The 24,117-nt window shown below is 72.7% G+C and carries 22 protein-coding genes and 2 tRNA genes; 9 read left to right on the top strand and 15 right to left on the bottom strand.

From position 1 onward, the window contains the following. The first annotated feature begins 115 nt into the window (after positions 1 to 115). From EBO36_RS04360 to rpmB, 5 genes are all read left to right on the top strand, one after another. Positions 116 to 1,357 carry an extracellular solute-binding protein gene (locus EBO36_RS04360; protein WP_122823534.1) on the top strand — a complete coding sequence of 414 codons (1,242 nt, stop codon included), beginning with the start codon at positions 116 to 118 and terminating at the stop codon, positions 1,355 to 1,357. Continuing rightward, on the top strand, positions 1,354 to 2,352 hold the full coding sequence (locus EBO36_RS04355) for a carbohydrate ABC transporter permease (RefSeq protein WP_122823533.1): 999 nt from the start codon (positions 1,354 to 1,356) through the stop codon (positions 2,350 to 2,352). Before EBO36_RS04360 ends, EBO36_RS04355 begins: the two co-directional genes overlap by 4 nt. After that, positions 2,349 to 3,197 (top strand): carbohydrate ABC transporter permease, encoded by an 849-nt coding sequence (locus EBO36_RS04350; RefSeq protein ID WP_122823532.1) that lies wholly within the window; start codon positions 2,349 to 2,351, stop codon positions 3,195 to 3,197. Before EBO36_RS04355 ends, EBO36_RS04350 begins: the two co-directional genes overlap by 4 nt. 30 nt (positions 3,198 to 3,227) lie before the next feature. Beyond that, positions 3,228 to 4,502: an ABC transporter ATP-binding protein gene (locus EBO36_RS04345; protein ID WP_122823531.1), complete on the top strand. Its 1,275-nt coding sequence runs from the start codon at positions 3,228 to 3,230 to the stop codon at positions 4,500 to 4,502. Positions 4,503 to 4,685: 183 nt separating this feature from the next. Continuing rightward, the gene (gene rpmB / locus EBO36_RS04340) at positions 4,686 to 4,877 is read left to right on the top strand and encodes a 50S ribosomal protein L28 (protein WP_122823530.1); all 192 of its coding nucleotides are present in this window, start codon (positions 4,686 to 4,688) and stop codon (positions 4,875 to 4,877) included. 145 nt (positions 4,878 to 5,022) lie between these two features. Here rpmB and EBO36_RS04335 read toward each other — a convergent pair whose 3' ends face one another. Further along, on the bottom strand, positions 5,023 to 6,015 hold the full coding sequence (locus EBO36_RS04335; protein WP_122823529.1) for a thiamine-phosphate kinase: 993 nt from the start codon (positions 6,013 to 6,015) through the stop codon (positions 5,023 to 5,025). 84 nt (positions 6,016 to 6,099) lie between these two features. Between EBO36_RS04335 and EBO36_RS04330 the strand changes: the two genes are divergently transcribed. Then, the gene (locus EBO36_RS04330; protein WP_122823528.1) at positions 6,100 to 6,606 is read left to right on the top strand and encodes a DUF3515 family protein; all 507 of its coding nucleotides are present in this window, start codon (positions 6,100 to 6,102) and stop codon (positions 6,604 to 6,606) included. Between the two features lie 48 nt (positions 6,607 to 6,654). On the opposite strand, the gene EBO36_RS04325 is transcribed toward EBO36_RS04330, so the two are convergent. After that, positions 6,655 to 7,773 carry a D-alanine--D-alanine ligase family protein gene (locus EBO36_RS04325; RefSeq protein WP_122823527.1) on the bottom strand — a complete coding sequence of 373 codons (1,119 nt, stop codon included), beginning with the start codon at positions 7,771 to 7,773 and terminating at the stop codon, positions 6,655 to 6,657. Positions 7,774 to 7,914: 141 nt separating this feature from the next. On the opposite strand from EBO36_RS04325, the gene EBO36_RS04320 reads away from it, so the two are divergent. After that, positions 7,915 to 9,060 carry a trans-sulfuration enzyme family protein gene (locus EBO36_RS04320; protein WP_244925357.1) on the top strand — a complete coding sequence of 382 codons (1,146 nt, stop codon included), beginning with the start codon at positions 7,915 to 7,917 and terminating at the stop codon, positions 9,058 to 9,060. Positions 9,061 to 9,101: 41 nt separating this feature from the next. Here the strand turns inward: EBO36_RS04320 and EBO36_RS04315 are convergent, their stop codons facing one another. From EBO36_RS04315 to leuC, 5 genes are all read right to left on the bottom strand, one after another. Continuing rightward, on the bottom strand, positions 9,102 to 10,163 hold the full coding sequence (locus tag EBO36_RS04315) for an NAD(P)H-dependent glycerol-3-phosphate dehydrogenase (RefSeq protein ID WP_122823526.1): 1,062 nt from the start codon (positions 10,161 to 10,163) through the stop codon (positions 9,102 to 9,104). Then, on the bottom strand, positions 10,163 to 10,912 hold the full coding sequence (locus tag EBO36_RS04310; protein ID WP_338142431.1) for a lysophospholipid acyltransferase family protein: 750 nt from the start codon (positions 10,910 to 10,912) through the stop codon (positions 10,163 to 10,165). The genes EBO36_RS04315 and EBO36_RS04310 overlap by 1 nt, the downstream gene beginning before the upstream one ends. Positions 10,913 to 10,956: 44 nt before the next feature. Next, positions 10,957 to 12,273: a UDP-N-acetylglucosamine 1-carboxyvinyltransferase gene (murA, locus tag EBO36_RS04305; protein ID WP_122823525.1), complete on the bottom strand. Its 1,317-nt coding sequence runs from the start codon at positions 12,271 to 12,273 to the stop codon at positions 10,957 to 10,959. A 148-nt stretch (positions 12,274 to 12,421) separates the two neighbouring features. Then, positions 12,422 to 13,096, bottom strand: a complete 675-nt coding sequence (gene leuD, locus EBO36_RS04300) for a 3-isopropylmalate dehydratase small subunit (RefSeq protein WP_122823524.1) — start codon at positions 13,094 to 13,096, stop codon at positions 12,422 to 12,424. 13 nt (positions 13,097 to 13,109) lie between these two features. Continuing rightward, positions 13,110 to 14,537: a 3-isopropylmalate dehydratase large subunit gene (leuC, locus tag EBO36_RS04295; protein ID WP_122823523.1), complete on the bottom strand. Its 1,428-nt coding sequence runs from the start codon at positions 14,535 to 14,537 to the stop codon at positions 13,110 to 13,112. Positions 14,538 to 14,621: 84 nt separating this feature from the next. Here leuC and EBO36_RS04290 point away from each other — a divergent pair, with 84 nt between their 5' ends. Further along, a complete protein-coding gene (locus EBO36_RS04290) occupies positions 14,622 to 15,353 on the top strand; it encodes an IclR family transcriptional regulator (protein WP_122823522.1) in 732 nt (243 codons plus the stop codon). A gap of 519 nt (positions 15,354 to 15,872) precedes the next feature. Here EBO36_RS04290 and EBO36_RS04285 read toward each other — a convergent pair. The 3 genes from EBO36_RS04285 to gltX all read right to left on the bottom strand — a co-directional run bounded on the left by EBO36_RS04285 (position 15,873) and on the right by gltX (position 17,996). After that, positions 15,873 to 15,945: transfer RNA gene (locus tag EBO36_RS04285), tRNA-Glu, on the bottom strand. A gap of 56 nt (positions 15,946 to 16,001) precedes the next feature. Continuing rightward, positions 16,002 to 16,073: transfer RNA gene (locus EBO36_RS04280), tRNA-Gln, on the bottom strand. 375 nt (positions 16,074 to 16,448) lie between these two features. After that, positions 16,449 to 17,996 (bottom strand): glutamate--tRNA ligase, encoded by a 1,548-nt coding sequence (gltX, locus tag EBO36_RS04275; protein ID WP_122823521.1) that lies wholly within the window; start codon positions 17,994 to 17,996, stop codon positions 16,449 to 16,451. Positions 17,997 to 18,151: 155 nt separating this feature from the next. Between gltX and EBO36_RS04270 the strand changes: the two genes are divergently transcribed. Next, a complete protein-coding gene (locus tag EBO36_RS04270) occupies positions 18,152 to 18,955 on the top strand; it encodes a carbon-nitrogen hydrolase family protein (RefSeq protein ID WP_122823520.1) in 804 nt (267 codons plus the stop codon). A gap of 75 nt (positions 18,956 to 19,030) precedes the next feature. On the opposite strand, the gene hglS is transcribed toward EBO36_RS04270, so the two are convergent. Genes hglS through EBO36_RS04245 form a run of 5 tightly spaced genes read right to left on the bottom strand, consistent with a single transcriptional unit; the run spans position 19,031 to position 24,067 of the window. Next, positions 19,031 to 20,434 carry a 2-oxoadipate dioxygenase/decarboxylase gene (gene hglS / locus EBO36_RS04265; RefSeq protein WP_122823519.1) on the bottom strand — a complete coding sequence of 468 codons (1,404 nt, stop codon included), beginning with the start codon at positions 20,432 to 20,434 and terminating at the stop codon, positions 19,031 to 19,033. 38 nt (positions 20,435 to 20,472) lie between these two features. Next, positions 20,473 to 21,456, bottom strand: a complete 984-nt coding sequence (locus EBO36_RS04260; protein WP_122823518.1) for a D-2-hydroxyacid dehydrogenase — start codon at positions 21,454 to 21,456, stop codon at positions 20,473 to 20,475. After that, positions 21,453 to 21,662, bottom strand: coding sequence for a tautomerase family protein (locus EBO36_RS15240; RefSeq protein WP_164471341.1), 210 nt, complete (start codon positions 21,660 to 21,662; stop codon positions 21,453 to 21,455). The genes EBO36_RS04260 and EBO36_RS15240 overlap by 4 nt, the downstream gene beginning before the upstream one ends. A gap of 22 nt (positions 21,663 to 21,684) precedes the next feature. Next, on the bottom strand, positions 21,685 to 22,545 hold the full coding sequence (locus EBO36_RS04250; protein WP_122823517.1) for a tetratricopeptide repeat protein: 861 nt from the start codon (positions 22,543 to 22,545) through the stop codon (positions 21,685 to 21,687). Positions 22,546 to 22,576: 31 nt separating this feature from the next. Further along, complete coding sequence (locus tag EBO36_RS04245; RefSeq protein WP_122823516.1) at positions 22,577 to 24,067, bottom strand: ABC transporter substrate-binding protein; 1,491 nt, start codon at positions 24,065 to 24,067, stop codon at positions 22,577 to 22,579. Positions 24,068 to 24,117: the final 50 nt, after the last annotated feature.

The following is a 24,117-nucleotide window of genomic DNA, read 5'->3' as shown; positions in this document are numbered from 1 at the left end:
CCCCTGGCAGGGTAGTCGGCCCGTGTCCGGTGGCGCGCCCTCGCGACCGGGTGTTCCCTGGTCGACAGGAGCACGCGGAGGGGGGTCCGACGTGGGACGACATCGACGTGTCGGCATGGCCGTGGCGGTGGCCCTGGCCGCCGGGCTGGGCGCGTGCGCCGGGAGCGAGACGGACACGCCCACGCTCACCTGGTACATCAACCCGGACGACGGCGGCCAGGCTGAGCTGGCGCGGACCTGCACCGAGGAGGCCGACGGCCGCTACCAGGTCGAGACCTCGCTGCTGCCCCGGGACGCTTCGTCGCAGCGGGAGCAGCTCGCGCGGCGCCTGGCGGCGGGGGACGCCTCCATCGACATCGTCAGCCTCGACCCGCCGTTCATCCCCGAGCTGGCCGAGCCCGGGTTCCTCGCGCCCGTGCCCGAGGACCTCCAGAACACCGAGGGCGTCGTCCAGGGCGCCGTCGACAGCGCCACCTGGGACGGCGAGCTCGTCACCGTCCCCTTCTGGGCCAACACCCAGCTCCTGTGGTACCGCACGTCCGTCGTCGAGGCCGCGGGCCTGGACATGTCCCAGCCGGTGACGTGGGCGCAGATCATCGAGGTGGCCGAGGAGGAGGGCAAGCTCCTCGGGGTGCAGGGCACCAAGGCCGAGGCGCTCACCGTGTGGATCAACGCCCTCATCGCCTCCGCCGGGGGCCAGGTCATCGTCAACCCGGAGGCGCCGGCCGACGAGGTCGAGCTGGGGATGGACTCCCCGGCCGCGCGGGCGGCGGCCGAGATCGTCTCGGCGATCGGCGAGGCGGGGCTCGGCGGCGCCGGCCTGACGACCGCCGACGAGAACGCCTCGATGAACGTCTTCGCCTCGGACGAGGGCTCCTTCATGGTCAACTGGCCGTTCGTCTACCCGGCGCTGTCGGCGGCCGACCCCGCCGTCGTCGAGGACATGGGCTGGACGATCTACCCGCGGGTCAGCGAGGACCAGGAGCCGGCCCCGCCCGTCGGCGGCATCAACCTCGGCGTCGGCGCCTTCAGCAGGTACCCCGACCTCGCCTACGACGCGATCGCCTGCATCATCCGCCCCGAGCACCAGGCGCAGTACTTCGTCACCAACGGGAACCCGCCCTCGGCCGTCGCGGCCTACGACGAGCCGGAGGTGCAGGAGCAGTTCCCCATGGCGGACACCATCCGCGACTCCCTCGAGCTCGCGGTCCCCCGCCCGCAGACGCCGTACTACAACGACCTCTCGCTGAGCATCCAGGAGACCTGGCACCCCGTCTCCGCGGTCGACCCGGGCACCACCCCGGCCGAGTCCGCCAGCTTCATCATCGCCGTGCTGCGAGGGGAGAGCCTGATATGAGCTTCCAGGCACCGGACGCGGGGGCGGCGGCCACCGCCACCGAGCAGGAGCAGCAGGGCCGCACCCGGAGCGTGACGCCGGGCCGGAAGGGGCGGCGCTCCGACCGCGCCCGGTCGGAGAACCGGCTCGGCTGGATGCTCGCCGGCCCCGCGTTCGTCCTCATGCTCGCCGTGACCCTGTACCCCATCCTCCAGGCCGCCTACGACTCGCTCTTCTCGCTGCGACTCACGGTGCCCGACGACCGCGAGTTCGTCGGCCTGCAGAACTACGGCGTCGTCCTCACCGACCGGCTGTTCTGGTACAGCCTGGGCGTGACGCTGTTCATCACGGTCGTCACGGTCCTCATCGAGCTCGTCCTCGGCTTCCTCCTCGCGCTCGCCATGCACCGGGCGATCACCCGCCTGCGCGGCATCGTCCGCACGGCGATCCTCGTCCCCTACGGCATCATCACCGTGGTCTCCGCGTTCGCGTGGTTCTACATGTTCGACATCAACGCCGGCGGGTACATGAACGCCTGGCTGGACTGGATCCCGGGCATCGACGAGAACCTCAACTGGTTCGCCCAGCGCGGCACGGCGCTGTTCGTCATCATCGCCTCCGAGGTGTGGAAGACCACGCCGTTCATCTCGCTCCTCCTCCTCTCCGGCCTCTCGCAGGTCTCCGGGGACCTCGAGGAGGCGGCGAAGGTCGACGGCGCGACGAGCTGGCAGGTGCTGCGCCGCGTCATCCTGCCCAACATGAAGGCCGCGATCATGGTCGCCGTCCTCTTCCGCGCGCTCGACGCGTTCCGCATCTTCGACAACATCTTCATCATGACCAACGGCGCCCAGGGCACCGAGGTCCTCTCGCTGCTCGCCTACCGCACCTCGATCGGCCGGCTGGAGATCGGTCTCGGCTCCGCGATCTCGGTGCTGCTGTTCGCCTGCGTCGGGATCCTCGCGTTCATCGCCATCAAGGGGTTCAAGGTCGACCTGGCGGGAGGCAAGGAGCGATGAGAGCGCTGACGGGCAAGCAGAAGCTGGCGTGGGTGGTCATCACCGTGGTCGTCTTCGTATGGTCGCTGTTCCCGGTCTTCTCCATCCTCATGACGTCCTTCAAGACCCAGGCCGGGCTGTTCGAGCCACAGCTCCTGCCCCCGGAGTGGACCCTGGAGAACTACGAGTCGATCCTCGCGCCGGGCGGCAGCGCGCAGGGACTCTTCCTCCCGGCCCTGCGCAACTCCATCGGGATCTCGCTCATCGCCACGCTGGTCGCGGTCGTGCTGTCGACCTTCTGCGCCTACGCGATCGCGCGGCTCGACTTCAGCGGCAAGCGCCTCATCCTCATCACGTCGCTGGCCGTGTCGATGTTCCCGGTGATCTCCATCGTCACGCCCCTGTTCAACCTGTGGCGCTCCATCGGGCTGTACGACACCTGGCTCGGGCTCATCATCCCGTACCTCTCCCTCACGCTGCCGATCTCCATCTGGACGCTCGCGGCGTTCTTCCGCCAGATCCCGTGGGAGCTGGAGCAGGCGGCGCAGGTGGACGGCGCGACGCCGTGGCAGGCGTTCCGCAAGACCGTCGTCCCGCTGGCCGCGCCGGGCGTCTTCACCACGGCGATCATCGCGTTCTTCATCGCGTGGAACGACTTCGTCTACGGCATCTCGCTGACGTCGACGAGCGCCGCCCGGCCGGTGCCGGCGGCCCTGGCGTTCTTCACCGGCGCCTCGCAGTTCGAGGAGCCCACCGGCGCCATCTCGGCGGCGGCGATCGTCGTCACCGTCCCCATCGTCATCGTCGTGCTGCTCTTCCAGCGCCGCATCGTCTCCGGCCTCACCCAGGGCGCCGTCAAGGGCTGAGGCCCGCACACCCACACGAAGGAGAAGTCGATGGCCTCCATCACCCTCGACAACGTCGTCAAGACCTACCCCGACGGGTTCACCGCGGTCAAAGGGGTGAGCATCGACATCGCCGACGGGGAGTTCATCATCCTCGTCGGGCCGTCCGGCTGCGGGAAGTCGACGGTCCTGCGGATGATCGTGGGCCTGGAGGACATCAGCGACGGCGAGCTGCGCATCGGTGGCGAGGTGGTCAACGACAAGGCGCCGCGCGACCGCAACCTCGCCATGGTGTTCCAGAACTACGCGCTCTACCCCCACCTCACCGTCTACGAGAACATCGCCTTCCCGCTGCGTCTGCAGAAGGGGCAGTTCAGCGAGACGGAGATCGACGAGAAGGTCCGGCGAGCCTCGGCCCTCCTCGAGCTCGACGAGCACCTCGACCGCAAGCCGGCCAACCTCTCCGGCGGGCAGCGCCAGCGCGTGGCCATGGGCCGCGCCATCGTCCGCGACGCGGAGGCGTTCCTCTTCGACGAGCCGCTGTCCAACCTCGACGCCAAGCTCCGCGGCCAGATGCGCACGGAGATCGCCCGGCTCCAGCGGCGCCTGGCGACGACCACCGTCTACGTCACCCACGACCAGACCGAGGCGATGACCCTCGGCGACCGGGTGGCCGTGCTGCGCCGCGGCGAGCTCCAGCAGCTCGCCAGCCCCCGGGGCCTGTACGAGCAGCCGGTCAACCTCTTCGTCGCCGGCTTCATCGGCTCCCCGCCGATGAACTTCATCCCGGGCGTCGTCGAGGGCGACCACCTGCGCACCCCCATCGTCGACGTGCCGATCGACGACCGGCTCCGCCGCGCCATCGGCGACCGCCAGCTCGTCATCGTGGGGATCCGCCCCGACACCTTCCAGGAGGCCGGCAGCCTGGTCGCGCGAGCCGCCCAGGGGCGCGGCGTCACGCTCGAGGTCGACGTCGACCAGACCGAGTGGCTCGGCGAGGTGCTCTACGCCTACGTCCCCTTCGACACGGACGAGCGCGTGGCGGCCAAGCTCGAGGAGCTCGACCGGGACCTCGACGGCGAGGGCATGCGCACCCAGGTGGTCGTCGCGCTCGACTCGATGAGCACCGTGCGCGAGGGCGACCGCGCCGAGCTGTGGTTCGACCCGGACCAGATGCACGTCTTCGACCCGGAGACCAACGAGAACCTCACCCTCGACCGCGGGCGCGCCGAGGAGATCGAGGCCGAGGCGGTGGCGCTGCGCAAGCGAGCGCTCGAGCGGGCGCACCGGCGTGAGCAGGAGACCGCCGGCGCGGGGAGCCACTGACCGACGGTGGCGCGGGGAGCCGCCGCCGCACGCCCGATCGCCGTCCTGGCGGCGTTTGAGCACCACCGAGGATGTCGGGTACCCTGTCCAGGTTGCCCGTAACGGGCCGGCCCGTCCCCCGGGCCCAGAACGTCCGCGGCCGCACATCCGTGCGGCCCGCCCCAGAGGATCAGGAGAACGACCGTGGCTGCCACCTGCGACGTCTGCGGCAAGCACCCCAGCTTCGGCAAGAGCGTCTCGCACTCGCACGTGCGGACGTCCCGTCGCTGGAACCCGAACATCCAGCGGGTCCGCACGCGCGTCGACGGCGCCCCCAAGCGCCTCAACGTCTGCACCTCGTGCCTCAAGGCCGGCAAGGTCGCGCGCGCCGTCTGACGACATCCACCGGGACCTGTCCCGGTGAAAGGCCGCCCCCGGGTTCTCCGGTGGCGGCCTTTCGCATGCCGGCAGGGCCGCCGTCACACCGCGGGCCTCCCGCCGTACCCCTCCGGCCGGGGGGCTGCCGGAGGCCCGGCGCCCGTCAGCCGCCGAAGTGGTCCCACCCCTGACCCGCGACGTCGGGCACGCCCCCGCCGAGCAGGACGCCCGGCTCGCCCGCGGTGACCCGCCCGATCCGGCGGAACCCGGCGGGCAGCGCCGTCCCGGCCGGGAAGGTGGCGAGCAGCCCGTGGTCCTCCCCACCGGTGAGCAGCCACTCCTGCGGGTCGACGCCCAGGCGGCGGGCCGCCGGCCCGAGCCGGTCGAGCGCGTGGGGCACCGTCGTCGTGAGCGGGTCGAGGTCGAGGACGACGCCGGACGCACGCGCGAGGCGGGCGCCGTCGCGCAGGAGCCCGTCGCTGACGTCCATCATCGCCGTGGCGCCGGCCCGCGCCGCCGCCGGACCGAGGTCGAGCGGGGGCCGGGGGCGCAGGAAGTCCCGCACGAGCTCGTCGTCGACCGGCCCGCCCGCGGCGGCGCTCTCCCGGCCGCCGGCGGCGAGGACGGCGTAGCCCGCCGCGGCGTGCCCGAGGACGCCGGCGTGCGCGAGGACGTCACCGGCTCGCGCGCCGGAGCGCAGCACGGGGGCACGGCCCTCGAGGAGGCCGTGCACCGTCACGGCGACGACGACGCCCTCCCCCGCGCTGAGGTCGCCGCCGTCGACCCCGACGCCCAGCGGCCCGCACGCCTGGGCCAGCCCACGGGCGAGGCCGAGCACCCACTCCACCGGCTGGGCGGGCGGGAGGACGAGCGCGACGACCATGCTCACCGGCACGGCCCCCATGGCGGCGATGTCCGCGAGGTTCTGCATGGCGGCGCGCCAGCCGACGTCCTCGGCGGTGCCCCAGCCCTGGCGGAAGTGGTGGCCCTCGACGAGCACGTCCGTGGAGACGACGAAGCGCCCGTCGGGCGCCGCGACGACGGCGGCGTCGTCGCCCGTGGGCACGAGCGTGTGCCGGCCCCGGGGCAGCAGCCCTCCGATGGCGGCGAGCAGCCCCGCCTCGCCGAGGTCGGCCACCCGTGTCGCGCGTGTCACCGCGCCACCGTAACGCCCGTCGGCCGGAGGCCCGCACGAGGCGGGATATCGTGCCGGGAGACCAGGCTGGGAAGGGAATGAGGCATGAGGAGAGGCGGACTCGCCTGCGCCGGCGCCGCCGTCGCGCTGCTGGCCGCGTGCGCCCCGGCGGTGAGCGTCCCCGCGGCGCCGGACGCCGCGGACCCGGTGTGCGGGCAGGTCCTGCAGGACCTCCCCGAGGTCCTCGGGGGCGGTGAGCGGCGCTCCATCACGAGCCAGGCCACGGCCGCGTGGGGTGACCCGCCGATCACGCTGCGGTGCGGCGTCGAGCCCCCGGGCCCGACCGTGGACCGCTGCCTCACCGTGGAGGCCGACGGCTCCGCCGTCGACTGGATCGCCCTCGAGGGCGACGACCCCACGCTGCCCGAGCACGCGCAGCAGGGACAGGGCTCGTGGGCGTTCGTCACCTACGGCCGGGTCCCCGCCATCGAGGTGGTCGTGCCCGTCGAACGGGCCGGGGACCAGCCGACGGCGGTGCTCGTCGAGCTCGCGCGCGCCGTCGAGCACGCCCCGGCGCAGGACCACTGCGTGGGCGTCACCGACGTCTACTGAGGGCGGGTCGAGGCGCGCCCGCCGCCGGCACGACCGGCCCGCCGGCGCTCAGCGCAGGCCGGTGGGCCGGGCCAGGGCCAGCTGGACGAGCTCGTCGACGAGGTCGGGGTAGGCCACGCCCGTGCGCTCCCACATGAGCGGGTACATGGAGAACGGGGTGAACCCGGGCATCGTGTTGACCTCGTTGATGGTCACCGTCGTGCCGTCGACGAAGAAGTCGACGCGCGCCAGGCCCTCGCAGCCGAGCGCGTCGAACGCCTCAGCCGCGAGCCGGCGCACCCGGTCCGAGGTCTCCTCCGACAGGTCCGCGGGGCAGCGCAGGCGCACGTGGTCGCCGTCGAGGTACTTGGACTCGAAGTCGTAGAAGGCGTGCTCCGTGACGACGATCTCCCCGGGCAGCGCGGTGCGCGGGGCGTCGTCACCGCGCCCCTGGAGGACGGCGCACTCGATCTCCCGGCCGGTCAGGGCCGCCTCGACGATGACCTTGGGGTCGTGCTCCTGGGCCGCGGCGACCGCCGCCTCGAGGTCCTCGACGCGGTCCACCCGGCTGATGCCGAGCGAGGAGCCGCCGCGGGCGGGCTTGACGAAGACCGGCAGCCCCAGGCCCGCGACGGCGTCGAGGGCGGCGGCCCGGTCCGTGCGCCACAGTCGCGGCGGGATGACGGTGTACGGGCCCACCGGCAGCCCGTGCCCGGCGAGGACCACCTTCATGTAGTGCTTGTCCATGCCGACCGCCGAGGCGAGCACGCCGGAGCCGACGTACGGCAGCCCCGCCATCTCGAGCAGCCCCTGCAGGGTCCCGTCCTCGCCGAACGGCCCGTGGAGCAGGGGCAGGACGACGTCGACGTCGCCGAGCGCCGCCGGGACGGTGCCGGGCTCGGTGACGACCAGCTCCCCGCCGTCGCCGTCCATGACGACGACGACGTCGCCGCCGGTCTCGGGGACGTGCGGCAGGTCCCCGCCGGTGAGCGCCAGGGCGTCGGGGTCGTCGGCGACGAGCACCCAGCGGCCCTGCGGGGTGATCCCGATGGGCAGGACGTCGTAACGCTCGCGGTCGATGGCGCGCAGCACGCCTGCCGCGGTCGCGCAGCTGATGGGGTGCTCTCCGCTGCGGCCGCCGAAGAGGACGGCGACCCGGATCTTGCGGTCGGTGCTGTGTGCGCTCATCGTCGGCGACGATACCTTTTCCGGCCGGTGTCCTCGGGCGGCGCCCCGCCGAGGGCGCGGCGGGTCCCCACCGTGGGCGCGGCGGGTCCTCACCGTGGGCGCGCCGGGTGCGGGGCAGGTGGGCGGTCGTAGGCTGCGGGCGTGCCCACGCCTGAGCTGCAGCCCGCCACCCTCGCCGTCGTCACCGGCCGGCCCGACCGCGCCGACGGGGCGCCGGTGAACCCGCCGGTGGTCCTGTCCTCCACGTACGTCGGGCACGGGGTACCCCCGGGAGACGTCCCGGTCTACACCCGCCTCGGCACGGAGACCTGGCTGCCCCTCGAGGAGGCCCTGGCGGGCCTGGAGCGCGCCGCGCTGCCCGGCCTGGTCTTCTCCTCCGGCATGGCGGCGATCAGCGCCGTCCTCGACCTCGTCGAGCCGGGCACCGCCGTCGTCATCCCCCGGCACGCCTACCACGCGGCCCTCGTGGCCGCCCGGCGCCTCGAGCGGTACGGCGTGCGCGTCGTCGAGGTCGACATCGCCGACACCGCGGCCGTCGTCGCGGCGCTGCAGGACAGCGACGTGCGCGCGTCGGTGCTGTGGGTGGAGAGCCCGACCAACCCCATGCTCGAGATCGCCGACCTGCCCGCGCTCGTCCCGGCCGCCCACGCGGCGGGCGCGATCGTCGTGGTGGACAACACGTTCGCGACCCCCCTGGGCCAGCGTCCGTTGACGCACGGCGCCGACGTCGTCGTCCACTCGGTGACCAAGTACCTCGCCGGGCACTCCGACGTCGTCCTCGGCGCTGCCCTCACCAACGACCCCGGCCTCCACGCCCAGCTCCGCGAGCGCCGCAGCATCGGCGGGGGCATCGCCGGGCCGTGGGAGGCGTGGCTGGCGCTGCGCGGTCTGCGGACCCTGTCCCTGCGGGTGGAGCGCTCCCAGGCGAGCGCCCTCGAGCTCGCCCGGCGCCTGGCCGCCCACCCCGACGTCGTCGCGGTCAACCACCCGGGCCTGCCGAGCCACCCCGAGCACGAGCGGGCGCGGACCCTGATGGACGGCTTCGGCTCGATCCTCACGCTGCGCCCGCGCGGCGGGGCGGCGGGCGCGGACGCCCTCGCGGCGGCCGTGCGCCTGTGGGTGCCGGCCACGAGCCTCGGCGGGGTGGAGTCGAGCCTCGAGCGGCGCCGCCGGTTCGCCTCCGAGGCGCCGACGGTGCCCGAGGACCTCCTGCGCCTGTCCGTGGGGATCGAGGACGTCGAGGACCTGTGGGCGGACCTCGACCAGGCGCTGCGCCGGATCGGCTGACGCGCCAGTCCCCGCGCCGGAGCGGCCGAGACAGCGGCCGGTCAGCCGCCCTCGGCCTTGCGGGGCCGGGACAGCAGCGCCTCGGTCATCGCGGACACGGGGAGCCCGTGGTGGAGGACCGCGGCGACCGCCTGGGTGATGGGCATGTCGACGCCGTGCCGCTGGGCGAGCTCGAGCACGGCCCCGCACGACTTGACCCCCTCCGCGGTGCCCGACGTCGCCGTCACGGCCTCGGCGAGGCTCATCCCCGCGCCGATGTGCCGGCCCAGGGTGTTGTTCCGGGACAGCGGCGAGGCGCACGTGGCGACGAGGTCACCCAGGCCGGCGAGCCCGGCGAAGGTCTCCGCCTGGGCACCGAGGGCCGCCCCGAGCCGGATGGTCTCCGCGAGGCCCCGAGTGATGATCGTCGCCGTGGTGTTGTGGCCGAAGCCCGAGCCCTGGGCCATGCCCACCGCGAGGGCGATGACGTTCTTCACCGCGCCGCCGAGCTCCACGCCGACGACGTCGGTGTTGGTGTAGGGCCGGAAGTAGGGCACGGCGCACGCGTGGGCGACGAGTGCCGCCGTTGCCTCGTCGGTGGAGGCGACCACCGTGGCGGTGGGCTGGTGGACGGCGATCTCCTTGGCGAGGTTCGGCCCGGAGACGACGGCGACCCGCCCGGCCGGCAGGCCGAGGGTGTCGGTGAGCACCTCGCTCATCCGCTCCTGCGTCCCGAGCTCGACCCCCTTCATGAGGCTGACGACGACGGCCGCCGGGTCGATCCGTCCCGCCAGGGGGGACAGGACGGCGCGCACGGTCTGCGAGGGCAGGGCGACGGCGATGAGGCGGGCGCCGGCGACGACGGCGTCGAGGTCGGTGCTCGCGGCGATCCCCGCGGGCAGGGTGATGCCCGGCAGGTACGACGCGTTGATGCGGTGCTCGGTGATCTGGGCGCAGACCTCGGCCGAGCGGCCCCACATGCGTACCGCGCAGCCGGCGTCGGCGAGGACCGCCGCGAAGGTCGTCCCCCAGCTGCCGGTGCCGAGGACCGCGGCGTCGACGGGCTCGGCGGCGCCCGGCGCTGCCGAGGTGCTCACGAGGGAGATCGGGTCGTCGTGCCCCATCACTTCCCCTGCCGCTGCGCGGCCTTCGCCGCGGCGCGGGGGTCGCCGTCGCGGCGCATGTCGTAGGGACGCGAGGGCGGCTCCTCGTGGCGGATGTCGGCGAGCATGGCGGTGATCGCGGCCATCACCCGGGACGTGGCCTCGCGCAGGACGGCGGCGTCCTGGGGGCGGTCGTAGAGGTCGGAGAGGTCGACGGGCGGGCCGGCCTGGACGTAGACCGTCTTCGGCGGCACGGGCTTGAGGACCGTGGAGTAGCGCCCCAGCAGCTCGTGGGCGCCCCACTGGGCGACCGGGATGACGGGGGCGCGCGTGGTGAGGGCGAGCCGGGCGACGCCCGTCTTGGCCGTCATGGGCCACATCTCGGGGTCGCGGGTGAGCGTGCCCTCCGGGAAGACGGCGACGCACTCCCCCTTCTCCAGCGCGGCGACGGCCGCCTCGAGCGAGTCGCCGGCGCGCGCGCTGCCCCGGTGGACGGGGATCTGCCCCGTCTTGCGCAGCAGCCAGCCGAAGCCGGGCACGGTGAACAGCGAGTCCTTGGCGAGGATCCTCGGCGCGCGGCCGCTGTCGTAGAGGAAGTGCGCGAACGTCAGCGGGTCGACGTTCGTCACGTGGTTCGCCGCGGCGATCACCCCGCCCTGGGCGGGCAGGTGCTCCTGCCCGCTCCAGCGCCGTCGGGTGATAACCATGAGGATCGGCCGCAGCACGAGGGCGACGGCACGGTACGAGCGGGGATAACGGCGGCGGTTCACCCGATGGATGCTAGCGGGGACAGCCGCCCCGGACCGCGCACTGCTCAGCCGGGCGAGACCTGGGCGCCGAGGGCCTCGAGCTTGCCCATGAAGTTCTCGTAGCCCCGGTTGATGATGTCGATGCCACCGACCCGCGAGGTCCCCTCCGCGGTCAGCGCCGCGATGAGGTGGGAGAACCCCCCGCGCAGGTCGGGCACCTCGATGTCGGCGGCGCGCAGCGGCGTCGGCCCGGACACGACGGCCGAGTGGTAGAAGTTCCGCTGCCCGAACCGGCACGGGGCCCCGCCGAGGCACTCGCGGTAGACCTGGATCGTGGCGCCCATCCCGCGCAGCGCCTCCGTGAAGCCGAAGCGGTTCTCGTAGACCGTCTCGTGGACGATCGACAGGCCGGTGGCCTGGGTGAGCGCGACGACGAGCGGCTGCTGCCAGTCCGTCATGAAGCCGGGGTGGACGTCGGTCTCGAGGACGGTGGCGTTGAGCTCGCCGCCGGGGTGCCAGAACCGGATGCCCTCGTCGAGCACCTCGAAGGCCCCGCCGACGCGACGGAAGGTGTTGAGGAACGTCATCATCCCGGCCTGGCTGGCGCCCCGGACGAGGATGTCGCCGCCGGTGGCGAGCGCCGCGCTCGCCCAGGAACCGGCCTCGATGCGGTCGGTGAGGGCGGTCTGGCGGGCGCCGTGGAGCTCGGCCACGCCCTCGATGCGGATCACCCGGTCGGTGTCGACCGAGATGATGGCGCCCATCCGCTGGAGGAAGGCGATGAGGTCGATGATCTCGGGCTCGGTCGCCGCGTTGCGCAGCTCGGTGACGCCCTCGGCGCGCACGGCGGTGAGCAGTAGCTGCTCGGTCGCGCCGACGCTCGGGTACGGCAGGTTGATCTTCGTCCCGTGCAGGCCGCGGGGGGCCGTGATGCGGATGCCCTGCGCGCGCTTGTCCACCACCGCGCCGAACTGGCGCAGGATCTCGAGGTGGTAGTCGATGGGGCGGTCCCCGATGCGGCAGCCGCCGAGGTCGGGGATGAAGGCCTCGCCCAGCCGGTGCAGGAGCGGGCCGCAGAAGAGGATCGGGATGCGGCTCGACCCGGCGTGCGCGTCGATGTCCGCGACGTGCGCGGTCTCGACGTTGCGCGGGTCGAGGCGGATGACACCCGCGTCGACGTCGTAGTCGACGTCGACGCCGTGCAGCCGCAGCAGGCCGGAGACGACGTCGACGTCCTTGATCTGGGGGACGTTGCGCAGCTCGGACGGCGTGTTGCCCAGGAGGGCGGCGACCATGGCCTTGGAGACGAAGTTCTTCGCCCCGCGGACCGTGATCTCCCCGGTCAGGGGCGTTCCACCGGTGACGTTCAGGATCCCGCTCATACCGACCTCACTGCACCGCGTGGTGCGGGCGCTGCTGGGGCGGCCCCGTGCGGACCGCAGACACCGAGGATAAGGCGCGCGGACCCGCGGTTCTTCCGAGACGCGCGCCACACTGTGCCGACGTACCGCTAGGGCAGCGTTCCTCCGGTCAGCGCAGCGGTACCTCGGCGTGGGAGGGGACGCCGTCGGCGACCGGACGGGCGGCCTTGATCTCCACGGGCGGCAGGTGCCGCGCCGGGAGGGTCCGCGGCCGCCACGGCTCGCGGGTGGCCTCGAAGGCGGTGATGTCGCCCTCGTGCTGGAGGGTGAGGCCGATGTCGTCCAGGCCCTCCATGAGGCGCCAGCGGGTGTAGTCGTCGATCTGGAACGGCGCGACGACGTCGCCGCACTGCACGGTGCGGGAGACGAGGTCGACGGTCACCTCGGTGCCGGGCTCGGTCTCGAGGACCTTCCAGATGAGCTCGATGTCCTGCTGGTCGACGACGGCGGCGACGAGGCCCTGCTTGCCCGAGTTGCCGCGGAAGATGTCGGCGAACCGGGAGGCGAGGACGACCTTGAAGCCGTAGTCCTTGAGCGCCCAGACGGCGTGCTCACGCGAGGACCCGGTGCCGAAGTCCGGGCCGGCGACGAGGACCGAGCCACGGGCGTAGGCCGGGTGGTTGAGGACGAAGTCCGGGTCGCCGCGCCACGCGGCGAAGAGGGCGTCCTCGAACCCCGTGCGGGTGACGCGCTTGAGGTAGACCGCGGGGATGATCTGGTCGGTGTCGACGTTGCTGCGGTGCAGCGGGACGCCGATGCCGGTGTGCTGGGTGAACTTCTCCATGGCGTGCTCCCTCTCAGGCGTTGGCGAGCGCGCGCGCGGGCTCGACGTCGTGCGGGGAGGACAGGGTCCCCCGGATGGCGGTCGCGGCGGCGACCAGCGGGGACACGAGGTGGGTGCGACCACCCTTGCCCTGCCGCCCCTCGAAGTTGCGGTTCGACGTCGACGCCGCGCGCTCCCCCGGCTTGAGCTGGTCGGGGTTCATGCCCAGGCACATGGAGCACCCGGCATTGCGCCACTCGGCGCCGAAGTCGAGGAAGACGTCGTCGAGGCCCTCCGCCTCCGCCTGGAGGCGCACGCGGGCCGAGCCCGGGACGACGAGCACGCGGACGCCGTCGGCCTTGTGGCGGCCCTTGACGATGTCGGCGACGGCGCGGAGGTCCTCGATGCGACCGTTGGTGCAGGAGCCGATGAAGACGGTGTCCACCGGGATGTCGCGCAGCGGGGTGCCCGGCACCAGGCCCATGTACTCCAGCGCGCGCTCCGCGGCGACGCGCTCGGACTCCTCGGCGATCTGCTCGGGGTCCGGCACCGACGCCGACAGCGGCAGGCCCTGGCCGGGATTGGTCCCCCAGGTGACGAAGGGCTCGAGGTCGGCGGCGTCGAGGACGACCTCCGTGTCGAAGACCGCGTCGTCGTCCGAGTGCAGCGTGCGCCAGTACTCCACGGCCGCGTCCCAGTCGGCGCCCTCGGGGGCGTGCGGGCGGCCCTTGAGGTAGGCGAACGTCGTCTCGTCGGGGGCGATCATGCCGGCGCGGGCGCCGGCCTCGATCGACATGTTGCAGATGGTCATCCGCGCCTCCATGGATAGCGAGCGGATGGCCTCCCCCCGGTACTCCAGGACGTAGCCCTGGCCGCCGCCGGTGCCGATCTTCGCGATGACCGCGAGGATGATGTCCTTCGCCGTCGTCCCCTCGCGCAGCCGGCCGTTGACGGTGATCGCCATCGTCTTGAAGGGGGCCAGCGGCAGCGTCTGCGTGGCGAGGACGTGCTCCACCTCACTCGTCCCGATGCCGAAGGCCAGGGCGCCGAACGCGCCGTGGGTGGACGTGTGGGAGTCCCCGCACACGACGGTCAGCCCCGGCATGGTGAGCCCGAGCTGCGGGCCGACGACGTGGACGATTCCCTGGTCGGCGTCGCCCAGGGAATGGAGTCGGACCCCGAACTCGGCGGCATTGTTGCGCAGCGTCTGGATCTGGGTGCGGCTCGTGAGGTCCGCGATGGGGCGGTCGATGTCGAGCGTGGGGGTGTTGTGGTCCTCGGTGGCGATGGTGAGGTCCGGGCGCCGCACCGGGCGGCCCGCGAGCCGCAGGCCCTCGAACGCCTGCGGGCTGGTGACCTCGTGGACGAGGTGGAGGTCGATGTAGAGCAGGTCGGGGGCGCCGTCGGTGCCCTCGCGCACGACGTGCGCATTCCAGACCTTCTCGGCCAATGTGCCACTCATCGTCTCTCCACCTTTTTTCTGCGAATTCCGGCGCGTCGTGCGCTCAGGCTTGCATCTCACGCACTGAGATGTGAATATCAGCGCATGGACAACTCTAGCGGAGTCGGCGTCCTTGACAAGGCCGCCACGGTTCTGGGAGCGCTCGAGGCGGGGCCCGCCACGCTCGCGCAGCTCGTCAGCGCCACGCACCTGGCCCGACCGACGGCGCACCGCCTCGCGGTGGCCCTCGAGCACCACCGCCTCGTCTCCCGGGACGTGCAGGGCCGGTTCATCCTCGGCCCGCGGCTCGCCGAGCTCGCCTCGGCCGCCGGCGAGGACCGCCTGCTTGCCGCCGCCGGGCCGGTGCTCACCGCGGTCCGCGACCACACCGGGGAGTCGGTGCAGCTCTACCGGCGCCAGGGCGACCAGCGCATCTGTGTGGCCGCTGCCGAGCGGCCCATGGGCCTGCGCGACTCGATCCCGGTCGGCGCGACGCTCACCATGCTCGCGGGCTCCGCGGCGCAGATCCTCCTCGCCTGGGAGGAGCCGGACCGCCTCCACCGCGGCCTGCAGGGGGCGACCTTCACGGCGACGGTGCTCTCCGGCGTCCGCCGCCGGGGGTGGGCGCAGTCGGTCGGCGAGCGGGAGGCGGGCGTCGCCTCCGTGTCGGCGCCGGTGCGCGGCCCCTCGGGGCGCGTCCTCGCGGCCGTGTCGGTCTCCGGGCCGATGGAGCGCATGGGCCGCCAGCCCGGTCGCCTCCATGCGGGCGCCGTCGTCTCCGCCGCCAACCGGCTCACCGAGGTGCTGCGGCGCACCGAGGACACCGCCTCCGGCTGACGGGTGCCGTGCAGCTCCCCACGGGGCCGCTCCGTCGCGTGGCGTGAGGTCTGCTGCCCGTGACGGTGCGGTCTGGTGCGCCTGCGGGTGCGGGTGCGGCCTGCTGCGCCTGCCCCCCGTCGGGCCTGCCTGCCCCGCGCCACGGCCCCGCTTGACCGGCTGCCTCACCGTCGCTCGGGGTGCTCGGGTTGCTCGGGGTCGCTCGTCGTCGTCGGCCAGGGTCGCTCGTCGTCGCTCAGCGTGGAGCGACGGCCCGGACCCCGCCCGACGGCGGAGCCGCGCGTCCTCGCCGCTACCCACACACACGGTCCTCCTCGGCCGCCGCTCGACGTGGAGCGACGCCCGGCCCGACGACGCGAGCCCACGTGTGGTCGCCCGCACCGCATCCGTCGCTTGACGCCGAGGGGCCGAGCCACCCCGCCGCCGCGGCGCACGGTGCCCGAGCCGACGCGCGCACGGACGCCCCGTCCGGGAACGACAAAGGCTCCCTTCCCGCGAGGGAAGGGAGCCTTTGTGTTGTAGCCCCGACCGGATTCGAACCGGCGCCGCCGCCTTGAGAGGGCGGTGTCCTAGGCCGCTAGACGACGGGGCCATTGCTCTTGACGAGCCTGGAAGAGTCTACCGGAGGACCGGTAGTGCTCCAAACCGCTGGGGTACCAGGACTCGAACCTAGACTAACTGGACCAGAACCAGTCGTGCTGCCAATTACACCATACCCCATGGTGGTATCTGACCAGCCAATCCATGCGGATCAGCGTGCCCCGTACCGACCCGCAACATTACCCGAGCGGCGCTGTCCGACCAAACCGCGGGGCTTGTGAGGAACGTCATGCCGGGGCGCGGGGCGCCCGGCTGGGTGCCGCGCGGGTCGCCCGGCGGGGTGCCAGGCGGGTCGCCCGGCGGGGTGCCAGGCGTGCTGCCGCGCGGGTCGTCCGTCGGCGCGTCCACGACGGGCACCAGCGCCGGCCGAGCCTCTCAGGCCCGGGACCGGGGGCCGGGGGCCCCGGACAACGTGAAGGGTTCGGGTCTCCCGGTAGCCCGAACCCTTCACGTTGCCTACCGTCCCGGCGGGAGCCCCGCCCGAGCGCCGAGCGCTCAGTCCGCGGCGAGCCGGTCGCGCATCGCACGCAGCCGCACGAGGGAGGAGTCCTTGCCGAGGATCTCCATGGACTCGAACAGCGGCGGCGAGACCCGTCGGCCGGTGATGGCGGTCCGCAGCGGCGCGAAGGCGAAGCGCGGCTTGATGCCCATCCCCTCGACGATGGCGGCGCGCAGGACGTCCTCGACCACCGCCGTCGTGAAGACGTCGATCGGCTCGAGGGCGGCGATGCTGGCGTCGAGGACGGCTGCGGCCTCCGGGCGCAGGGCGGCCTGGGCCTCCGGCTCGACGGCGAGGCGCTCGTCGTCGACGAAGAGGAACCCGAGCATGCCGCTCGCCTCGCCGAGGAGGGTCATCCGCTCCTGGACGAGCGGGGTGGCCTGCTCGAGGACGGCGCGCTCGGCATCGGTGAGGGCGTCGAGGGTGTCCGCGCTGAGGAACCCGTCGCGGTGCAGGTAGGGCACGACGCGGGCACGGAAGTCCTCGGGGGCGAGCATCCGCAGGTGCGTGGCGTTGATCGCCTCGGCCTTCTTGAGGTCGAACCGCGCGGGGTTGGGGTTGACGTCGGCGACGTCGAAGGCGGCGACCATCTCCTCCTTGGTGAAGATGTCGTTGTCCGGCGAGATGGACCAGCCGAGCAGCGCGAGGTAGTTCACCAGACCCTCGGGCGTGAAGCCGCGCTCGCGGTGGAGGAAGAGGTTGGACTCGGGGTCGCGCTTGGAGAGCTTCTTGTTGCCCTCCCCCATGACGTAGGGCAGGTGGCCGAACGCCGGCATGACGCTGGCGACGCCGAGGTCGAGCAGGGCGCGGTAGAGCACCACCTGGCGCGGGGTGGAGGAGAGCAGGTCCTCGCCGCGCAGGACGTGGGTGATGCCCATGAGCGCGTCGTCGACGGGGTTGACGAGCGTGTACAGCGGCTGGCCGTTGCCACGAACGATGACGAAGTCCGGGACGGAGCCAACCTTGAAGGTGACGTCGCCGCGGACGAGGTCGGTGAAGGTGACGTCCTCGTCGGGCATCCGGATCCGCAGGACGGGCTCGCGGCCCTCGGCCCGGTACGCCGCCTTCTGCTCGTCCGTGAGGTCGCGGTCGTAGCCGTCGTAGCCGAGCTTGGGGTCGCGGCCAGCGGCGCGGTGGCGCGCCTCGATCTCCTCGGGGGTGGAGAACGACTCGTAGGCGTACCCGCCCTCGACGAGCCGGCGGACGACGTCGGCGTAGAGGTCCATCCGCTGGGACTGGCGGTAGGGCTCGTGCGGGCCCCCCACCTCGACGCCCTCGTCCCAGTCGAGCCCGAGCCAGCGCATGGCGTCGAGCATCTGGTGGTAGCTCTCCTCCGAGTCGCGCGCCGCGTCGGTGTCCTCGATGCGGAACACGAACGTCCCGCCGGTGTGCCGCGCGTAGGCCCAGTTGAACAGGGCCGTGCGGATCACCCCGACGTGCGGGGTGCCCGTGGGCGAGGGGCAGAAGCGGACGCGGACGGGTACGGCGCTGCCCCCGCCCGGGGTAGTGGCGGGGACGAAGGTGGGTGCGGGGTTCTCGGTCATGGTGCCTCCCAGCCTATTCCGGCCCGGCCCACCGGGCCGTCCTCGGCCCGAGGCGGCCGGGACCGGGTGGCCATCGACGGGGCGGCCCGAGGCCGGTGCGACCGTGCGCGGTAGGGTCGGCGCCGGCAGACGTGCCTGCCCGGGAGGAGCCCTCAGTGTCGCTCAGCGTCGCGGTCGCGCAGTTCGCGCCCACCCAGGACAAGGACGCCAACCTGGGCGCCATCGAGGACCTGCTGACGACGGCGGCGGGCCGTGGCGCCCAGCTCGTCGTCCTCCCGGAGTTCTCCGTCTTCACCGCCTCGGCGATGGACGACCGCTTCGTCGACAGCGCCGAGCCGTTGGACGGCCCCACGGTGGCGCGCCTGGCGGCGCTGGCGCGCCGGTTCGACGTCACGCTCGTCGCCGGCGTCAACGAGTCGGCCGGCGACGGCCGGATCCACAACGCCCTCGTCGGGATCCAGGACGGTGAGGTGCGGGCCGTCTACCGCAAGGTCCACCTCTACGACGCCTTCGGGTACCGGGAGTCGGACCGGGTCGTGGCCGCGGACCCGGTCGAGCCCGCGCTGCTCGACGTCGACGGCTTCACGGTCGGCCTGCAGACCTGCTACGACCTGCGCTTCCCGGAGGTCTCCCGCACCCTGGTCGACGGCGGGGCGGACGTCCTCGCGGTCCCCGCGGCCTGGGCGCCCGGGCCGCTCAAGGAGTACCACTGGGGCACGCTGCTGCGCGCCCGCGCCATCGAGAACACCGTCTACGTCCTGGCCGCCGACCAGACCGGCCCGACCGGCGTCGGCACCAGCGTCATCCTCGACCCGATGGGCGTCGCGCTCGCGGCGCTCGGTGAGGCGCCCGGCGTCGCCGTCGCCGCCCTCGAGCGCACTCGCCTGAACCAGGTGCGTGAGGTCAACCCGGCGCTGCGCCTGCGGCGTTACCGCGTCGTCCCGCGCGAGGGTGCCTGACGCGTCGGGGCCGGTTCTGTTCCGGGGGTCCGTCCTCCACGCCTCGGTGGCTCAGGCAGCCGACCCCTAGGTCGGTCACGACCAGGGCGTGACGACCTGCCGGGGGTCGAGGCCGAGCACAGCCATGGTGGTGTCGAAGGAGCGCTGGCGCTCCTGCGCATAGAGCGCGTAGGGGTCGTGAATCTCGACGCCGATCTGCTCGCCCATCCACGCCGAGTTCCGTTCGGTTCCTGCCTGCGTCTCGTCGACCGCGCCGTCGCTCGTGAGGTTGGAGGCGAAGATGCCGGCTGCCGACCTGGGGAGGAAGTCCTCGTAGACGATCGGTTCGGCCCGCACGAGTCCGGAGTCGAGCAGCTCCAGAAGGTCGAGTGAGGCCGGCCCGGCAGGTCCGCCGGCCGGGAGGATGGCGAAGAACGCCAGGTCCTGCTCCAGCAGCGCCCGCTCGGTCCGGGGGCACAGGCGCTCCCACACCTCGAGCGCCACCTCGGGCCGCGGCCGGCCGCTGCCCGCCTGCTCGTCGTCGACCACGCCGAGCATGTGGTCGTAGTGGTTGCGGCCCGCCACCGTGAGGGCGATCCCACGGGCCTCGACCTCCCCGAAACGCACCCGCAGGTCCCCCCGGGTGGTCGAGCCGTCCGCCTCGAGGAAGGTCCGCGGCTCCGCCAGGGCCCGGAACGACGTCTGTCGCAGCAGCACGTCCGGGCCGCCCCACCGGGGTGGGCCTTGGATCGCGTCGATCATCGCGATACCCCGCGCCTCCATGCGCGCGTAGAGCTCGTCAATGTCGAGCACGCGCGGCGTGAGGTGGTTGATGTGCGTCGACGCCACACCGCCGATGTCCGCGGCCACGCTCGAGATCTCATCGAGCGTGGCGTACCAGCGTCGGTCGACGGGGTCCGGGGACAGCGCGAACGCGCCGGTCGCGAGCTCGAGGTAGTGCTCGGCGTCCTCCTCCGACAGTCCGGCGTCGGCAATAGAACGGTCCGCCAGCTCGAGCAGCTCGGCACTGAACAGGGTGCGCGCCCCGATGAACTCTTCCAGCCGCTGCTCCAGCTCGGCGCTGAAGAACCGACGGTCCTGCGGGACGAGCATCGAGGTGAAGACGCGGAACGGGTTGCGCGCCAGCTCCTCCCGGTCGATGGGGCGGAAGGCAGTGGACACGACGGGGACAGGGTTGGGCTTGGCCTCCCGCAGGTCGTAGAAACCCACCGGGCTCATGCCGGCGGCGCCGAAGACGCGCGCCGCCTGGGCGAGCTCGCGCGGGCTGCCCACCCGGATCGCCCCGTGCCGCTCCGCGGTGACGCGCTGGATGCTGCCGAGCCGTTCCGCCTGGTCGGGGTGGTTTCGGCGATAGTCCTCGTTCACCTCGGCGGAGACCTCGACGAGGGTCGTGTACGCGGGCACCTCCCGGCCGTAGAGGTCGGACAGCCCGCGAGCGAAGCGGGCTCGGAGCTGCCAGTGGGAGAGCTGCTTACTCATGCGTTCCTTCCCGGGCATCTGCCCGCGACGGTGGTGGGTCAGTAGCCCAGCGCCGGCTCTTTCATCGTGCCCACCAGCGGTCTGCCGGCGAGGAAGTGGTCGAGGTTGACGCAGAAGTCGGTGCACAACCGCACGTCGTTCCCGTCGGTGCGGAACGAGGTGTGCGGCGTGATGACGGCGTTCGGCGTGCCCCACAGCGGGCTGTCGGCCGGCAGCGGCTCGTCGACGAACGCGTCGAGCACGGCACCCGCGATCTGCCCGGACGTCAGCGCGCTGATGAGTGCGTCGTCGTCGATGAGGGCACCGCGGCCGACGTTGACCACCACCGCGGTGGGCTTCATCCCCGCGAACTGCTCCGCGCCGAACATGTGCCGCGTCTCGGGAGTGAGGGGCATCGCCAGGACGACGAAGTCGCACCTGGGCAGCACCTCGGCGAGGGAGCTCGACGGGTGCACCTCGGCGAAGCCGTCGACCGGCCGGCCCGACCGGCTGACGCCGAGCGCGGTGGCCCTCAGCGCGGTCGTCCGCCAGGCGACCTCCTGCCCGATCGCCCCCGTCCCGAAGATCCCGACGGTCGAACCCGCGAAGTCACGCCCGACGTACCGCGCCCAACGGTGCTCCTGCTGGGCGCGGTAGTAGTCCGGGAGCTGCCTGGCCATGGAGATCATCGTGCCGATGGCGTACTCGGCGATGGGTGCGTTGAAGGAGTTTCCTGAGCGGGTCATCTGCAACCCCTCCCCCAGCCTCCGCTCGAGGGCGGGCCCGCCCATCCAGTCGAAACCCGCCGCGGCGATCTGCACCCAGCTCAGCTTCGGTGCGCCGTCGACGATCCGGTCGAACAGGTCCTCGTCCATCGCCGAACGGAACATCGCCTCGGCCTCGAGGTACTCCTCGCGCAGCTCTGCGCCCTTCATCGGCACCGGCACGAACCGAACGCCGGGGTACTGCTCGCCAAGGTGTGGCATCCGGTCAGCGAGGTTCTCGCTCACGAGGACCGTCCGCCGGCTGTCGGCCCCCTTCATGACGCGTCGCCGTGCGATGCCTGCTTCGCGCGCTTGGAATAGGGCACGCCGCCCTTGGCCCAGACGTCGTAGGACACCTCGTACAGGATGACGTGCGTGTTCTCGCGGGGGGAGCCGAAGTCGACCATGACGTCGGTGAGGCGGGCGATGATCTCCTCGCGCTCCTCCTGCGGGCGGGCGCCCATCTCGACTCGGATGATGGCCATGGGGAAGTCCTCTCGGTAGGGGTCAGTGCGAGCGGGAGGCGCTGGCGAGCTCGCCGCGACCGGCCAGCTCGGCCTCGACGGCGATGTAGGCGAAGGCGTGGGTGGCGCCGGTGTCCAGGACACGCTGGAACGCGGCGTGGGCCTCGTCCGGACGGCCGTTGTACAGGTACCAGTTGCCCAGGCCGTACCCGACCGTGGCGACCAGCAGGGGGTTGTCGGAGATCCGCGTCGCCAGCTCCTCGGGTGCGATCTCACCCGTGTAGAGCTGGAGCCGCTCGTGGTAGCCCACGCCCTGGGCGTCGAACTCCTCGACGAGGCCGGAGAAGCGACCGAGGATCTCCGCAGCCTCCTCATCGCGACCGAGGCGGCGCAGGATCATGTACGACCAGTCGAGGCTGGCCACCTTGCCCTCGTAGTGCAAGGCGGTGCGGTAGGCATGGCTGAAGGCGTCGAGGGCCTCCGTGAGCCGACCGGAGACGTAGAGGGCGACGGCGAGGTGGTACCACACGGCCGTGTGCAGCGTGGTCATGTACTGCTCCGCCTCGGGGGTGCCCTGGATTGCTGCGACCTTCGGGTGGTGGTCGCGCTCGACCGCGTCACCGATGATGAGCCGCATCGCGTCGGGCTCGACGTCGCGCTGGTAGAGCTCGTACTCGTCCTCGACGTCCGGCAGGGTCGCGACGGCCTCACGCAGGTCGGCGATCGCTCCCTCGAAGTCGCGCACCGAGATGCGCCGGTGGCCGCGGAAGCGCAGGAGCCTGGTGTTGCCGGGGTCCTCGGTGAGAGCCTCGGAGAGGAGCGCAACGGCGTCCTCGTGCTTGCCGAGGTACCCCTTGAGACGCGCTGCGATGATGTAGCGGTCCAGCCGCGCGGGTGTGGGCATGGGAGATGGCCTTTCTGCCGGGTCTGTCTGCTCACCGCGGGGCGGTGTGCCGGATTCGGTGGGCGTACTGGGGGAACTCGTAGAAGCTGTCGACCTCGAAGTCCTCGAAGCCGGTGAGGTCGTCACGAGCGGCGAAGAGGTACTCGGGGTTGACCAGCGGCGCCATGATCGAGTCGCGGTGGGTGATCTCGAGGACGCGGTGGTAGAGCGCCGTGGCGTGCTTCCGGTCCGCGCTCGCCACCGCCTGGTCGAGCAGCGCGTCGACCTCGTCGTCGTGGTAGCCGTCGCGGTTGTAGGCGCCGGTCGAGGAGTACCGGACGGCGAGGTTCTCGTAGGGATCCACCCCGCCGCTCCACCCGACGACGATGCCGTCGAACTCCGATCCACGAAGTCCGGTGGAGTCCATCGCGCGGTACTGCTCCCACGTGATCGGCACGAGGGACACGGGAACACCGCAGCGCGTGAGCTGCTCGGCGATCACCTCGCTGGCGACGGCGCGGAAGGTCTCGGTGCGCAGGTAGGCGAGGGTCAGGGCGAGCTCGGCCCCGTCCCGGCTCCACACGCCCTCGACGTTCCGCTCGCACCCCGCCGAGCGGAGCGTCGCGAACCCGACGTCCCGGCCGGTCACCGGCGGTGCGGGCGGGCTCGCCCACGAGCTCGGCGGCGCCGGGTAGAACTGCGGGCGGCCGTGGCCGCCGAGGGCGCGCGCGACGATCTCCTCGCGGTCGATGAGCTGGGACAGCCCGCGGCGGACGGCCGGGTCGCGCAGGAGCGGGTGCGAGAGGTTGAAGGTGAGGGCTCGCCACACCCGGGTCTGGATCGGATGCACGCGCAGGCCGGGCGTGCCGGACACCCACGCCACGTGCTGCGCCTTGATCTGGGCGAGGTCGAGCTCGCCGGACACGAGCGCCCCCGCCCGTTCCTCGTCATCGGCCACCTCGATCATGTCGATCTCCGCGATGGCACCGGGTCCCCCGTGGAACGCCTCGTGGCGGCTGAGCCGACATACCCGGGAGCTGCGCACCACGAGCCGGTACGGACCCGTGCCGACCGGTTCACGGTCGAGGTCGCCAGCGGCGAGCCGCTCCGGCGTGAAGCGGTGGGCGGGGACGACGCACGTCTTGGCGAGTGCGTGAAGCAGGCCGGGCTGGGGCCGCTCCAGCTCCACGACGACCGCGTCGCCGTCGACCTGGACGTCGACCACGCCACCGATGTGCTGCTTGAACGCGCCACGGTACTGCGGGTCGGTGACCAGGCGGAGCGAGAGCGCCAGGTCGTCCACCGTCAGCGGCTCACCGTCGTGCCAGAGCACCCCGGGCCGGGGGCGGAGCCAGTGCCGCAGGCCGTCAGTGGCGTGCTCGCCCACAAGATCGGCTCGCAGCGCGCCGTGCTCGTCGACGGCGAACGGTCGGGAGAAGACGAGGGAGCTCGCCTCGCCCCACAGCCCGCACAGGGGGTCGACGGTGTCCACGGGGAGGGTGGCGCCGTAACGGAGCAGGTCCGGGCGCGCGTGGGTGAGCATCGCTGTCCTTCCGTGGTGGGCCGCGTGCGGGTGCCGGTGGCCGGCACCCG

Source organism: Georgenia faecalis, assembly GCF_003710105.1.
Classification (GTDB): Bacteria; Actinomycetota; Actinomycetes; order Actinomycetales; family Actinomycetaceae; genus Georgenia_A; species Georgenia_A faecalis.
Note: the sequence above shows the minus strand (reverse complement) of the source record. Positions and strands in the feature narration are given on the sequence as shown.

Excerpts from the sequence above, each read along its gene's own strand:
- EBO36_RS04350 (WP_122823532.1), top strand. The coding sequence starts at position 2,349 with ATGAGAGCGCTGACGGGCAAGCAGAAGCTGGCGTGGGTGGTCATCACC.
- EBO36_RS04245 (WP_122823516.1), bottom strand. The coding sequence starts at position 24,067 with ATGCTCACCCACGCGCGCCCGGACCTGCTCCGTTACGGCGCCACCCTC.
- murA (WP_122823525.1), bottom strand. The coding sequence starts at position 12,273 with ATGAGCGGGATCCTGAACGTCACCGGTGGAACGCCCCTGACCGGGGAG.
- EBO36_RS04355 (WP_122823533.1), top strand. The coding sequence starts at position 1,354 with ATGAGCTTCCAGGCACCGGACGCGGGGGCGGCGGCCACCGCCACCGAG.
- gltX (WP_122823521.1), bottom strand. The coding sequence starts at position 17,996 with ATGACCGAGAACCCCGCACCCACCTTCGTCCCCGCCACTACCCCGGGC.
- EBO36_RS04330 (WP_122823528.1), top strand. The coding sequence starts at position 6,100 with ATGAGGAGAGGCGGACTCGCCTGCGCCGGCGCCGCCGTCGCGCTGCTG.
- EBO36_RS15240 (WP_164471341.1), bottom strand. The coding sequence starts at position 21,662 with ATGGCCATCATCCGAGTCGAGATGGGCGCCCGCCCGCAGGAGGAGCGC.
- EBO36_RS04260 (WP_122823518.1), bottom strand. The coding sequence starts at position 21,456 with ATGAAGGGGGCCGACAGCCGGCGGACGGTCCTCGTGAGCGAGAACCTC.
- EBO36_RS04250 (WP_122823517.1), bottom strand. The coding sequence starts at position 22,545 with ATGCCCACACCCGCGCGGCTGGACCGCTACATCATCGCAGCGCGTCTC.
- EBO36_RS04345 (WP_122823531.1), top strand. The coding sequence starts at position 3,228 with ATGGCCTCCATCACCCTCGACAACGTCGTCAAGACCTACCCCGACGGG.
- EBO36_RS04360 (WP_122823534.1), top strand. The coding sequence starts at position 116 with ATGGCCGTGGCGGTGGCCCTGGCCGCCGGGCTGGGCGCGTGCGCCGGG.
- EBO36_RS04315 (WP_122823526.1), bottom strand. The coding sequence starts at position 10,163 with ATGGGGCACGACGACCCGATCTCCCTCGTGAGCACCTCGGCAGCGCCG.
- leuD (WP_122823524.1), bottom strand. The coding sequence starts at position 13,096 with ATGGAGAAGTTCACCCAGCACACCGGCATCGGCGTCCCGCTGCACCGC.
- hglS (WP_122823519.1), bottom strand. The coding sequence starts at position 20,434 with ATGAGTAAGCAGCTCTCCCACTGGCAGCTCCGAGCCCGCTTCGCTCGC.
- leuC (WP_122823523.1), bottom strand. The coding sequence starts at position 14,537 with ATGAGTGGCACATTGGCCGAGAAGGTCTGGAATGCGCACGTCGTGCGC.
- EBO36_RS04290 (WP_122823522.1), top strand. The coding sequence starts at position 14,622 with ATGGACAACTCTAGCGGAGTCGGCGTCCTTGACAAGGCCGCCACGGTT.
- EBO36_RS04325 (WP_122823527.1), bottom strand. The coding sequence starts at position 7,773 with ATGAGCGCACACAGCACCGACCGCAAGATCCGGGTCGCCGTCCTCTTC.